10 protein-coding genes are annotated in these 12,789 nt (G+C 73.7%); 1 reads left to right on the top strand and 9 read right to left on the bottom strand.

Translation table 11 applies throughout. The features are described from left to right. Positions 1–9 precede the first annotated feature (9 nt). The 5 genes from ruvC to gatC all read right to left on the bottom strand — a co-directional run bounded on the left by ruvC (position 10) and on the right by gatC (position 5,357). Positions 10–576: a crossover junction endodeoxyribonuclease RuvC gene (gene ruvC, locus GC092_RS08625; protein WP_282977658.1), complete on the bottom strand. Its 567-nt coding sequence runs from the start codon at positions 574–576 to the stop codon at positions 10–12. Positions 577–754: 178 nt separating this feature from the next. Beyond that, a complete protein-coding gene (locus GC092_RS08630; protein WP_324011370.1) occupies positions 755–1,729 on the bottom strand; it encodes a type IV toxin-antitoxin system AbiEi family antitoxin in 975 nt (324 codons plus the stop codon). A 285-nt stretch (positions 1,730–2,014) separates the two neighbouring features. Next, entirely contained in the window at positions 2,015–3,529 is a 1,515-nt protein-coding gene (gatB, locus tag GC092_RS08635) for an Asp-tRNA(Asn)/Glu-tRNA(Gln) amidotransferase subunit GatB (RefSeq protein WP_282977656.1), read from the bottom strand. After that, on the bottom strand, positions 3,529–5,058 hold the full coding sequence (gatA, locus tag GC092_RS08640; protein WP_324011371.1) for an Asp-tRNA(Asn)/Glu-tRNA(Gln) amidotransferase subunit GatA: 1,530 nt from the start codon (positions 5,056–5,058) through the stop codon (positions 3,529–3,531). Before gatA ends, gatB begins: the two co-directional genes overlap by 1 nt. After that, positions 5,055–5,357: an Asp-tRNA(Asn)/Glu-tRNA(Gln) amidotransferase subunit GatC gene (gene gatC, locus GC092_RS08645; RefSeq protein ID WP_271171760.1), complete on the bottom strand. Its 303-nt coding sequence runs from the start codon at positions 5,355–5,357 to the stop codon at positions 5,055–5,057. Before gatC ends, gatA begins: the two co-directional genes overlap by 4 nt. Before the next feature lie 58 nt (positions 5,358–5,415). Here gatC and GC092_RS08650 point away from each other — a divergent pair, with 58 nt between their 5' ends. Next, entirely contained in the window at positions 5,416–7,119 is a 1,704-nt protein-coding gene (locus tag GC092_RS08650; RefSeq protein WP_324011373.1) for a long-chain-fatty-acid--CoA ligase, read from the top strand. A 6-nt stretch (positions 7,120–7,125) separates the two neighbouring features. On the opposite strand, the gene ligA is transcribed toward GC092_RS08650, so the two are convergent. The 4 genes from ligA to GC092_RS08670 are packed head-to-tail and all read right to left on the bottom strand — an operon-like array spanning position 7,126 to position 12,788. After that, a complete protein-coding gene (gene ligA, locus GC092_RS08655; RefSeq protein ID WP_324011375.1) occupies positions 7,126–9,486 on the bottom strand; it encodes an NAD-dependent DNA ligase LigA in 2,361 nt (786 codons plus the stop codon). Positions 9,487–9,525: 39 nt separating this feature from the next. Continuing rightward, positions 9,526–10,629, bottom strand: coding sequence for a tRNA 2-thiouridine(34) synthase MnmA (gene mnmA / locus GC092_RS08660; RefSeq protein ID WP_324011376.1), 1,104 nt, complete (start codon positions 10,627–10,629; stop codon positions 9,526–9,528). A 10-nt stretch (positions 10,630–10,639) separates the two neighbouring features. Further along, positions 10,640–11,833 carry a cysteine desulfurase family protein gene (locus GC092_RS08665; protein ID WP_324011377.1) on the bottom strand — a complete coding sequence of 398 codons (1,194 nt, stop codon included), beginning with the start codon at positions 11,831–11,833 and terminating at the stop codon, positions 10,640–10,642. A gap of 13 nt (positions 11,834–11,846) precedes the next feature. After that, positions 11,847–12,788, bottom strand: coding sequence for a tetratricopeptide repeat protein (locus GC092_RS08670; protein WP_324011379.1), 942 nt, complete (start codon positions 12,786–12,788; stop codon positions 11,847–11,849). Between the last annotated feature and the right edge of the window lies 1 nt (position 12,789).

Here is a 12,789-nt window from a genome sequence, read left to right on the forward strand (position 1 = left end):
ACGACACGCTCACCGCGCGACCGCGCCGCGCGTGCGCCGCTCCGCGGCCGCCCAGGCCCGCTGGGCGGGGGTGAGCGCGTCCGCCGTCGCCGCGGTCGGAGCGGGGCCGCCCCGCCATGCGTGGCAGAGCGCGAGCGCGAGCGCGTCGGCGGCATCGGCGGGACGCGGCAGCTCGTCGAGCCGCAGGACCCGCGCTACCATCGTCTGCACCTGGAGCTTGTCGGCCGACCCGTAGCCCGTGATCGCCGCCTTGACCTCGCTGGGCGTGTGGGTCGCTGTCGGCAGCCCCGCCTCCGCGGCGAGGAGGAGCGCGACGCCGGCCGCCTGGGCCGTTCCCATCACGGTCGAGCGGTTCTGCTGCGCGAACACGCGCTCCACGGCCACGACGTCGGGCGCGTGCGCGGCCAGCACCTCGCGGATGCCGCGCGCGATGATCGCGAGCCGCTCGGCCACGGTCGCGTCGACGGGCGACCGGACGACGCCCACGTGCACGAGCGCGGCGGTGCGATCGCGCTGCACGTCGACGACGCCCACTCCGCAGCGGGTGAGTCCGGGGTCGATGCCGAGCACGCGCATGGCTCCACGCTACGCGCCCGTGGCCTCCGCCCCGGGACCCCGCGCCGGAACCGGGCGCCGGATCCGTCCGCGGCGCCGACACGCCGGCCCGGCGCCGAGGGTGCGCGCCCGCGCCCGGAGGCGCGCCGCCGCCGCGCCCCTGGGCGCCCGGGCGCAGTCTCGGCGCTGGTTCGCGGTCTCACGGGCGCGCGCCGAGCGCAGCGGGAAGCGTCATGAGCAGAGCGTCGCGGGGTGCGCGACGCTGCGGCAGCCCCACGGTGCGGAGCGCGGCGATCAGCTCCGCGGGCGCCCGCACCTCCGACCATCCCCACCGCACGACCTCGCCGCACTCGCGGAGGAAGCGCTCTCGCCGCTTCTCGGTGAGGATGGCCTCCGCGGGAGCGCCCCGCGAGCCGTCGTACTTGAGAGCGCCGTCGGCCTCCCCGGTGATGCGCTCCGCGCGCCACCGCATGTCGACGCGGAACTCGCCACCGCGCGTCGGCACGACGACCTGGAGCTCGGGGACGTCGAAACCGGACCACGCCACGACGCACCGGCTCGCGCTCTCCAGCGGCGTCTCGGCGAGTCCGTCCGCGAATCGGATGGCCTCCTCCGCCTTCGCGCGGCCGCGGGCGCCCCGCCACCGCGCGTTCCGTCGGAGCAGCTCGGCGCCATCCGGCGCGTCCGTGCGTCGCAGGAGCGCGTCGAGCATCGCCGTTCCGATGACAGGGTGCCGGAGGCGAGCGACATCGAGCGCGGTGTCGGCCGGGCCGACCGCCGTGACGCCCGCGGCCCTGAGGAGCTCTCGCGGCCGGGTGCTTCGGTGCGCTCGGACTCCCGCGGTCGCGCGGGACGTGCCGTTCGCCGTCAGCACGTGCACCTCGTCGGGGTGGCCGAAGACGGGTGCGCCCTGCAGGGCCGCCGCGGATTCGAGACAGAGGACGGCCTCGGGATGGAGGAGCGCGAAGGCGTGCACGCGCGCGAGGTAGCGCTCCCACGGTCTCAGTCCGCGATACGCCGCGGCCTCCGCGTACACCCCGCGGAAGAGGCGCACGAGCCTGCCCCGCTGCTGCGCGCGGTCGAGACGGACATCCGAGTCGCGCGGCAGGAGCAGCGGAATCGGCGAGGGCAGGATCGGCGAAGGCAGGATCTGCGGAGAGACGAGCTCGGACATGACATCAGGCTCTGGTCTCGTCGACGCCGCATCCGCGCCGAGGCGCCGCTGTGGACGCGACGCGCCGGACGACGCACGACGTGCACACGGCGACGCGCGGGGGCACAGGCCCCGTCGCACGCGCTCACGCCGTCGAGACTGCACGCCGGCGCCCGGCGACGGTGCGCGCGCCGAGAGCCGCGGCAGGGCCTCCCCGCTCGGCGCGAGGCCCGGATGAGCCGGGGTCGGCACGCGCGTCGACGCACGGACGGGAGCCCGCACCGAGGCGCGGACTCCCGTGTGGCGCTACTGCTGCGCGCGCTCGAGGACGAGCTCGCGCACGCGCGCGGCGTCGGCCTGGCCCTTCATGGCCTTCATGACGGCGCCGATGATGGCGCCCGCTGCCTGGACCTTGCCGTCCTTGATCTTCGCGAGCACATCCGGCTGCGCGGCGAGGGCGTCGTCGATCGCGGCCACGAGGGCGCCGTCGTCCGACACGACCGCGAGTCCGCGGGCGTCGACGACCTCCTGCGGGGTCCCCTCGCCCGCGATGACGCCCTCGAGCACCTGGCGCGCGAGCTTGTCGGTGAGCGTGCCCGCCTCGACGAGCCCCTGGAGGGCGGCGACGTCGGCCGGGGCCACGAGCTCGGCGGGCTCGCGGCCCTCCGCGTTCGCGATGCGGGTGATCTCGCCCGTCCACCACTTGCGAGCGGCCGCGGGCGACGCGCCGGCGGCGACCGTGGCCTCGACCTCCGCGAGCAGCCCGCCGTTCGCGACGTCCTGGAACTCGAGGTCGGTGAAGCCCCACTCCGTCTTGAGACGACGACGGCGTGCCGCGGGCGGCTCCGGCAGCGCAGCGCGCAGCTCCTCGATGAGGGCCTCGGTCGGCTCGACCGGCAGGAGGTCGGGCTCCGGGAAGTACCGGTAGTCGTCGGCGTCCGACTTCGGACGGCCCGGCGAGGTCGTGCCGGTGTCCTCGTGCCAGTGCCGGGTCTCCTGGATGATCGTGCCGCCCTCGGCGAGGATCGCGGCCTGACGCCGGATCTCGTAGCGCACGGCGCGCTCGACCGAGCGCATCGAGTTCACGTTCTTCGTCTCGGTGCGGGTGCCGAGCCGCTCGGCGCCGCGCGGGCGGAGCGAGACGTTCGCGTCGCACCGGATGTTCCCGCGCTCCATGCGCGCCTCGGAGATGCCCAGGCCGCGCGCGATCTCGCGGATCGTCGCGAGGTACGCCTTCGCGAGCTCGGGTGCGCGATGCTCCGCCCCGAAGATCGGCTTCGTGACGATCTCGACGAGCGGCACGCCCGCCCGGTTGTAGTCGACGAGCGAGTACTCCGCTCCCTGGATGCGGCCGGTCGAGCCGCCCACGTGCGTGAGCTTGCCCGCATCCTCCTCCATGTGCGCGCGCTCGATCGGGATGCGGAAGACGTCGCCGCCCTCGAGCTCCACCTCGATCTCGCCCTCGTAGGCGATCGGCTCGTCGTACTGGCTGATCTGGTAGTTCTTCCCGAGATCGGGATAGAAGTAGTTCTTGCGCGCGAACCGGCTCGACGGCGCGATCGAGCAGCCCAGCGCGAGCCCGAGGCTGATCGACGAGCGGATGGCCTCCGCGTTGACCGTCGGCATGGAGCCGGGAAGACCCAGGTCGACGGGCGCCACGAGCGTGTTCGGCTCGGCGTCGTGGAACGCCGAGTGGGCGGGGTTGCCCGCCTCGGAGAACATCTTCGTCTTCGTGTTGAGCTCGACGTGGACCTCGAGGCCGATCACGGGCTCGAAGAGCTCGAGGGCCTTGTCGAAGTCCATCAGCTTGTCCTTGGCCATCAGCGGGCCCCTCCTTCGAGCAGCGATCCGCCCAGTCGCGGCGCGCGGTCGAGCAGCGGGCCGCCCCACGTGTCGACGAGCAGCGCCTCGAGGGCGGCGCCGACGCGGTAGAGGCGGGCGTCCTCGCGCGCCGGCGCGAGGAACTGGATGCCGGTGGGCAGCCCGTCGTCCGACGCGAGACCGGACGGGATCGAGATGCCGGGCACGCCCGCGAGGTTGGCGGGGATCGTCGTGAGGTCGTTGAGGTACATCGAGAGCGGGTCGTCGATCTTCTCGCCGATGCGGAACGCGGTCGTCGGCGCGGTCGGCGTCGCGATGACGTCGACGTCCGCGAACGCGCGCGCGAAGTCCTGCTGGATAAGCGTGCGGACCTTCTGCGCGCTGCCGTAGTAGGCGTCGTAGTACCCGGCGGACAGCGCATAGGTGCCGAGGATGATGCGGCGCTTGACCTCGGGCCCGAAGCCCGCGTCGCGCGTGGCCGACATGACGTCCTCGACCGTCCCTCCGGGGACGTCGACGCGCATGCCGAAGCGCACGGAGTCGAACTTCGCGAGGTTGCTCGAGGCCTCGGCGGGGAGGATGAGGTAGTACGCGGCGACCGCGTACTCGAAGTGCGGGGCACTGACCTCGACGATCTCCGCGCCCTGCGCCTCGAGCGTCTCGAGCGCCGCCCGGAACGACTCCGCGACGCCCGGCTGGAAGCCGCTGTCGGGAAGCTCCTTCACGACGCCGACGCGCAGGCCCTTCAGCACGTCGCCGCGCGCGCCCTCGCGGGCCGCGTCGGCGAACGAGGGCCACGCGTCCGCGAGCGACGTCGCGTCGTGCGGGTCGTGCCCGCCCACGACGTCGTGCAGGAGCGCGGAGTCGAGCACCGTCCGGGTGACCGGGCCGATCTGGTCGAGCGACGATGCGAGGGCGATCGCGCCGTAGCGGCTCACGCCGCCGTAGGTCGGCTTCACGCCGACCGTGCCGGTGACGTGCGCGGGCTGGCGGATCGATCCGCCCGTGTCGGAGCCGAGCGCGAGCGGCGCCTCGAAGGCCGCGACGGCGGCGGCGGACCCGCCGCCCGATCCGCCGGGGATGCGGTCGAGGTCCCACGGGTTGCGCGTGGGCCCGTAAGCCGAGTGCTCGGTCGACGAGCCCATCGCGAACTCGTCCATGTTCGTCTTGCCGAGCGGCACGAGGCCGGCCGCGCGCGCCCGGGCGACGACCGTCGCGTCGAACGGCGACATGTACCCCTCGAGGATGCGCGAGCCGGACGTCGACGGCATGTCGGTCGTCACGAGCACGTCCTTGATCGCGAGCGGGACGCCCGCGACGGGTCCGAGCTCCTCGCCCGCCGCGCGACGGCGGTCGATGGCCTCGGCGGCCTCGAGCGCGTGATCGCTCACGTGGAGGAAGGCGTGCACGTCGCCGTCCACCTCGGCGATGCGGTCGAGGTGCGCCTGCGTGGCCTCGACGCTCGAGATCTCGCCCGCCGCGAGCTTCTCGGCGAGGTCGGCGGCGGTCAGTCGGATGATGTCGCTCACTGCTGCTCCTCGCCCAGGATGGCCGTCACGCGGAACCGGGCGCCGTCGGCGTCCGGCGCGTTCTGCAGCGCCTGCTCGGTCGTGAGCATGCGGCCGACCTCGTCGGCGCGGAAGACGTTCTGCATCGGGATGGGATGGCTCGTCGCCGGGACGTCGGAGGTCGCGACCTCGCCGACCTTCGCGATGTTGTCGACGATCGCGTCGAGCTCTCCGGTGAGGCGGGTCACCTCCTCGTCGTCGAGCTGGATCCGGGCGAGCACACCGAGATGGCGCACGAGATCAGGGGTGATTTCAGACACCCGACAAGTCTAGGCGGTGGCGGTCTGCGCTCCGGCTGCGCGCCCCTAGGCTGGAGGCGTGACGCAGCCGTTCGACCCGCCCCGTCCCTGGGTTTCCTCCTACGCGGAGGGCGTGCCCCACGATCTGCCTCCGATCAGCGGATCGCTCCTCGACCTCGTCGACGCCTCGGCACGGGACTTCCCCGGCGCCCCCGCGCTGCAGTTCTTCGGGCGGGTCGTGGACTACGCCGACCTCCGCGCGCAGATCGACCGGGCCGCCGCCGGCCTCCTCGCCCGAGGCGTCCGCAAGGGCGACCCCGTCGCGATCATCCTGCCGAACTGCCCGCAGCACATCGTCGCCTTCTACGCCGTGCTCCGGATCGGGGCCGTGGTCGTCGAGCACAACCCGCTCTACACGCCGCGCGAGCTGCGCAAGCAGTTCGAGGATCACGGCGCGAAGCACGCCATCGTGTGGAGCACCCTCGTCGACACCGTGCGCGGGTTCCCCGCCGACCTCGCCGTGAAGACGCTGATCTCGGTCGACATCACGCGCGGCATGCCGCGTCTCATGCAGCTCGCGCTGCGGCTGCCCGTGCCGAAGCTGCGCGAGACGCGTGCCCAGCTCACGACGTCCGTGCGGGGCGCCGACGCGTGGGAGGACGTCGTCCGGCACGACCCGCTGGCGGCGTCTCACCCGCGGCCCGCGACCGACGACCTCGCGATCATCCAGTACACGAGCGGCACGACCGGCGATCCCAAGGGCGCGGCGCTCACGCACCGCAATCTGCTCGCCAACGCCGCGCAGGCGCGCGCGTGGACGCCGGGCGTCGCGCGCGGCGAGGGGACGGTCGTGTACGCCGTGCTCCCGATGTTCCACGCCTACGGCCTGACCCTGTGTCTCACCTTCGCCATGTCGCAGGCCGCGCGCCTCGTGCTCTTCCCGAAGTTCGATCCCGACATGGTGCTCGCCGTGACGCGACGTCACCCCGCGACCGTGCTGCCCCTCGTCCCGCCGATCGCGGAGCGCCTGCTCAAGCGCGCGCGAGAGAAGGGCGTGTCGCTCGCCGGGACGCGCATCGGCGTCTCGGGCGCGATGGCACTCGACGAGCAGCTCGTCGTGCCGTGGGAGGAGGAGACGGGCGGCTACCTCGTCGAGGGCTACGGCCTCTCCGAGTGCTCGCCCGTGCTCATCGTCAATCCCGTCTCGGAGAACCGGAAGGCCGGAGCGATCGGCCTGCCGCTCCCGGGCACCGAGGTGCGGGTCGCCGACCCGGACGACCCGTCGCGCGATGCCGCGCCGGGCGCCCCCGGCGAGCTGCTCGTACGGGGTCCGCAGGTCTTCGGCGGGTACTACGGCCGGCCGGAGGCCACCGCCGCGGTCTTCCACGAGGACTGGTTCCGCACGGGCGACGTCGTCACGATGGACGAGGACGGCTTCATCTCGATCGTCGACCGCATCAAGGAGCTCATCATCACGGGCGGCTTCAACGTGTCGCCGACCGAGGTCGAGATCGCGCTCCGCCAGCATCCGTCCGTTGCCGACGCCGCCGTGGTGGGGCTGCCGAGTGCGCACAGCGGAGAGGAGGTCGTCGCCGCGATCGTCCTCGACGAGGGAGCCGAGGTCGACGAAGAGGATGTCCGGGCGTTCGCGCGCGGGATCCTCACGCCGTACAAGGTCCCCCGTCGGGTCTTCGTCGTCGACGAGCTGCCGACCTCGATGATCGGCAAGGTGCTGCGCCGCGAGGTGCGGGAGCGGCTCCTCGCACTCACGTCGGGCGGCTGACCGGCCTCACTCCCCCAGCGCGGCGGGCCCCTCCGTCACGAGAAGGTGGAACTGCGCGGCGTCGATGATGCGCACGCCGAGCGCCTCCGCCTTCGCGAGCTTCGACCCCGCCCCCGGCCCGGCCGCGACGAAGTCGGTCTTCTTGCTCACGCTCGACGCGGCCTTCCCCCCGGCTCGCATGATCGCCTCCTGGGCGCCCTCGCGCGTGTACCCCTCGAGGCTGCCGGTCGCGACGACCGTGAGACCCGAGAGCACACCGCCCTCCGCCTCGGCCGCCCCGGGCCCCGGATGACCGGGCGTGTGGAAGCGCACGCCCGCCGCCGTCCACCGGTCGACGATCTCGCGATGCCAGTCCACGTCGAACCAGTCCAGGAGCGAGTCGGCGATGATCCCGCCGACGCCGTCGACGGCGGCGAGCTCGTCGCGCGATGCGGCGCGGATCGCATCGAGCGAGCCGAACCAGCCGGCGAGGGCGCGCGCGGCGACGGGGCCGACGTGACGGATGTTGAGCGCGACGAGCAGGCGCCACAGCTCCTTCGTCTTGGCCTTCTCGAGCTCCTCGAGGAGCTTCTCGGCCTGAGCGGACGGGTGGAGCACGACGTGGTCCTTGCGGACGCCCGCCGCTCGCCGCTCGGACGGCGTCGCATCCTCCCAGCCCGGCGGGTAGGTCAGCTCCCGCCGCTGGAACGGGGCGCGGCGCACGAACTCGCCTGTCGCCTCATCGACGCGCTTCTCGCCGGTCTCGGCGTCGCGCACGATCACCTCGATCGGCACGAGCTGCTCCATGGTGAGCTCGAACAGCCCGGCCTCGGTGCGCAGCGGCGGCTCTGCGGGAACGGACGGCTGGGTGAGCGCGGCCGCCGTGACCTCGCCGAGCGCCTCGATGTCGAGCGCGCCCCGCGAGCCGATGTGCTCGACGCGACCGCGCACCTGGGCGGGGCAGTCCTTCGCGTTGGGGCACCGGAGGTCGATGTCGCCCTCCTTCATGGGGCGCAGCGGCGTGCCGCACTCGGGGCACGTCTCGGGCATGACGAACGCCCGCTCCGAGCCGTCGCGCAGCTCGGCCACCGGGCCGAGCACCTCGGGGATGACGTCTCCCGCCTTGCGCAGCACGACGGTGTCGCCGATCAGCACGCCCTTGGCCTTCACGACGTCCTGGTTGTGCAGCGTCGCCTGGCGGACGACGCTGCCCGCCACGAGAACGGGCTTCATGACGGCGTACGGTGTCGCGCGCCCTGTGCGCCCCACCGAGACCACGATGTCGAGGAGCTCGGTGTTCACCTGCTCGGGAGGGTACTTGTAGGCGATCGCCCACCGCGGCGCGCGGCTCGTCGCGCCGAGCTCGTCGTGCAGGGCGAGCTCGTCGACCTTGATGACGATGCCGTCGAGCTCGTGCTCGACCGAGTGCCGGTGCTCTCCGTAGTGCGCGACGAAATCCAGGACGCCGTCCACGTCGTCCGACGTGCGCAGATAGGGGCTCGTCGGCAGACCCCACTCGGCGAGCAGGCCGTAGACCTCGCTCTGCGACGCGACCGGCGGATCGGGCCACGCGCCGATCCCGTGCACATACAGCCGCAGCGACTCGATCCGCGCGATGCCCGCTTCGAGCTCGAGCCCATCCTTCTTGTCGAGCTGCTGCCGGAGGCCGCCGCTGGCGGCGTTGCGCGGGTTGGCGAACGCCGGGAAGCGCCGGTCGGCGCTGCGGCGAGCCTTCTCCTCGTCGAATCCGGGGCGCGCCGCCGCCTCGGAGACGACGCGCTCGCGCAGGCGCGCCTGCAGCGCGTTCAGCTCCTCGAACGCCGCGACCGGGATGAACACCTCGCCGCGCACCTCCACGAGCGGCGGATGGCCGGTCCCCGAGAGCCGCTCGGGGATCCCGGCGACCCGCAGCGCGTTGACGCGGACATCCTCGCCGACGCGCCCGTCGCCGCGCGTGGCCGCCGAGGTGAGGACGCCGTGCTCATAGCGCAGCGCGATCGCCAGCCCGTCGATCTTGAGCTCGGTCAGCCAGCGCACGGCGCGCCCCGCCGACGCCTGGGTCTTCGCGCACCACTCCGCGAGCTCCTCGAGGGAGAAGACGTTGTCGAGGCTCAGCATGCGCTCGGCGTGCTGGACGGGCGCGAGCATCGTGGCGTCGGCCGCGCCGACGGTCTGGGTGGGCGAGTCCTGTCCCTGCAGCTCCGGATGGCGCCGCTCGATCGCCTCGAGCCGCTGCAGCCATCCGTCGTAGGTCGCGTCGTCGACGAGGGCCGCGTCCTCGCCGTAGTACGCGTCGCGTGCGCGGAGGATCTGCTCGGTGAGGGTCGCCGCCTCGGCGCGCGCCTCGTCGAGGGTCAGGTCGGGGAGCTCGAAGTCGCCGTCGGTCACGCTCTCAGTCTAGGAACCGGGTCGGACATCCGCGGCGTGTCACGCGTCGACGGGCACGGCGCTCACGGTCCGGTCGATGGTGCACTGGCCGACGACGCGCGTGCCGTCGTAGATGACGGCGGTCTGACCGGGCGCGACGCCGTCGAGGGGCGCATCGGGCGTGACGACGAGCTCTCCCCCGCGCACGACGGCGATGGCGGGGACCGGGTCGGCGTGCGCGCGGATCTGCACGTCGCACGCGAACGGCTCGTCGGGCGTCTCGGGCGCCGCACCGGCCCACGTGTAGCGCGCGCCCGCGATCTCGGCGGTCGCGAGCGCCTCCTTCGGACCGACGACGACCTCGTTGGACACCGGGCGGACCTCGAGGACGAAGCGCGGCTTCCCGTCGGGTGCCGGCACGCCGAGCCGCAGCCCCCTGCGCTGCCCCACGGTGAACGCGTGCGCCCCCTCATGGCTGCCGACGACCGAGCCGGTGCGGTCGACGATGTCGCCGGGAGCCGCCCCCATGCGCTCGGCCAGGTAGCCGCGGGTGTCCCCGTCGGGGATGAAGCAGATGTCGTAGCTGTCGGGCTTGGACGCGACGGAGAAGCCGCGAGCCTCGGCCTCGGCGCGCACGAGCGCCTTCGATGGCGTGTCGCCGAGCGGGAAGTACGTGTGCGCGAGCTGCTCGGCCGTGAGCACCCCGAGGACGTAGGACTGGTCCTTCGCCTCCTCGCTCGATCGATGCAGCTCGAGGCCGCGCGGCCCATCGCGCAGGATCGCGTAGTGGCCCGTGCAGACCGCGTCGAAGCCGAGCTCGAGCGCGCGATCGAGGAGAGCGGCGAACTTGATGCGCTCGTTGCAGCGCATGCACGGGTTCGGGGTGCGCCCCGCGCGGTACTCGCTCAGGAAGTCGTCGATGACGTCGTCGCGGAACCGCTCGGAGAAGTCCCACACGTAGAACGGGATGCCGAGGCGGTCGGCGACGCGCCGCGCGTCCATCGCGTCCTCGATGGTGCAGCAGCCCCGGCTGCCGGTGCGCAGGGTGCCCCCGGCACGCGAGAGCGCGAGGTGCACCCCGACGACGTCGTGGCCGGCATCGACGGCGCGCGCAGCGGCGACCGCGGAGTCGACTCCGCCGCTCATGGCCGCCAGGACGCGCATGCCCTCCAGTCTACGAGCGCCCGCCTGAGGAGGGGCCAGAGCGTGCGACGAGGCGGCGGTACGCCGCGGGCAGCGCCGTCGCGACCGCCTCCGCGTCGGCCTCGACGGAGGTGCGCCCGAACGAGATGCGCAGGACCTGCCGCGCCTCCTGCTCGGTGCGGCCCGTCGCGAGCACCACGTGCGAGGGCTCGCTGACACCCGCCTGGCACGCCGACCCGGTCGAGACGGCGATCCCCGCCTGGTCGAGCAGGAAGAGCATCGACTCCCCGGCCGCGCCGGGGAGCAGGAGATGGAGGGTGGAGGGAAGACGGTGCTCCTCATCCCCCAGCACCACCGCCTCCGGGAGCTCGGTCCGCAGGCGGCCGACGACGCGGGCGCGCAGCCTCTCCATCCGGATGGTCTCGGTCTCGCGCTCGCGCTCCGCGAGCTCCACGGCGACCGCGAGCGCCGCGGCGCCCGCGACGTCCTGGGTCCCTGAGCGCAGCGCGCGCTGCTGCCCGCCGCCGTGGAGCAGAGCGTGCGGCGCAGCCGCGCGCGACACGACGAGCGCGCCCGTGCCGACCGGCGCTCCCACCTTGTGGCCGGAGACGCTCAGCGCGACTAATCCGCGTGCGCCGTCGACGGCGCCCCGCCACGCGCGGAAGTCGACCGGGAGGTGCCCGAGCGCGGCGACCGCGTCGAGGTGAAGGGGCACGCCCGCCGCCGCCGCGCCCGCGCTCAGGGCGGGCGCATCCTGCACGGTTCCCGTCTCGTTGTTCGCGACGAGCGCGGTCGCGAGCGCGACGCGCGGATCGGCGGCGACGCGCGCGAAGACCTCGGGATCGATGCGCGCACGGTCGTCGATCGGGACCGGCGCGACCTCGGCGTCCTCGACACGTCGAAGCCACTCCACCGTGTCGAGCACGGCGTGGTGCTCTCCGTCGGGCAGCACGATCACGTCGCGCCCCTCCGCGCGCGCCCACCAGAGGCCCTTGAGGGCGAGGTTGACGGACTCGGTCCCGCCCGAGGTCAGGACGACCTCGATCGGCTCGCATCCGAGTGCGCGCGCGATGCGCTCGCGAGCGTCCTCGAGCGCGCGTCGCGCGCGCTGCCCCGCGCCGTGCACGGATGACGGGTTTCCCACGAGCGCGCTCGCCTCGATCCACGCCTCGCGCGCCTCGGGACGCAGCGGCGTGGTCGCGGCGTGGTCGAGGTACGCGCTCACAGCGACCGCGCGGTCAGAACAGCAGCGAGCTCAGGCGCCCGCGCGCGCGGACGACCCGCGCATCGGTGGCTCCGATGACGCCGAAGAGCTCCACGAGGCGCTCCTGCACGGGCGCACGCCGATCGGACGGCAGCGCTGCGAAGAGGTCGAGCAGCCGGTCGAAGGCGTCGTCGACGTGCCCGCCCGCGACGTCGAGATCCGCCACGAGGAGCTGGGCATCGACGTCATCCGGCGCCTCGGCGGCGGCTGCGCGCGCCGCGTGGAGGTCGACGCCCTGGATCCGGTGCAGCAGCCGCACCTGCGCGAGGCCGGCCGAGGCCTCCGCGTCGCGCGGGTTCTCCTTGAGCGCGCGCTCGTAGGCGTCGGCGGCGCGGGTGTAGTCCCCCGCCTCGATCGCGTCGAACGCCTCCTGGTGGAGCGGCGGCAGGGCGGGCGCGGCCGCCTCGTCCGCCGGCGCATCGCCGTCGGACGGCACGGGGACCGTCCCGGTGACCCCGTTCTGCGCCGCGAGCTGCAGCAGCTGCGCGAACACCTGGCGCACCTGCTCCTCGGGGACGGCGCCGGTGAACAGCGGGACGGGCTGTCCCGCGACCAGCGCGACGACCATCGGGATCGACTGCGCGCGGAACGCCTGGGAGAGCTGCGGGTTCGCGTCGACGTCGACCTTCGCGAGGACGAGCCGGCCGCCGTGCTCGACGACGACCTTCTCGAGAACGGGGCTCAGCTGCTTGCAGGGGCCGCACCACTCGGCCCACAGGTCGACGACGACCGGCACGCGCTGGGAGAGCTCGAGGACCTCGCCGAAGGTCGCGTCGGTGACATCGAAGACGAGCGCCGGCGCCGGCGCGCCGGGCGCTCCGCCCGCCGGGGGCGACGCGGGCGCGGCCGGGCGGTTCTTCAGCGTCGAGAGGTCGACAGCGCCGCGCAGCACGGCGCCGGGGGCGACGTCACTCATG

This window comes from Microbacterium sp. JZ37 (assembly GCF_035188445.1).
Lineage (GTDB): Bacteria > Actinomycetota > Actinomycetes > Actinomycetales > Microbacteriaceae > Microbacterium > Microbacterium barkeri.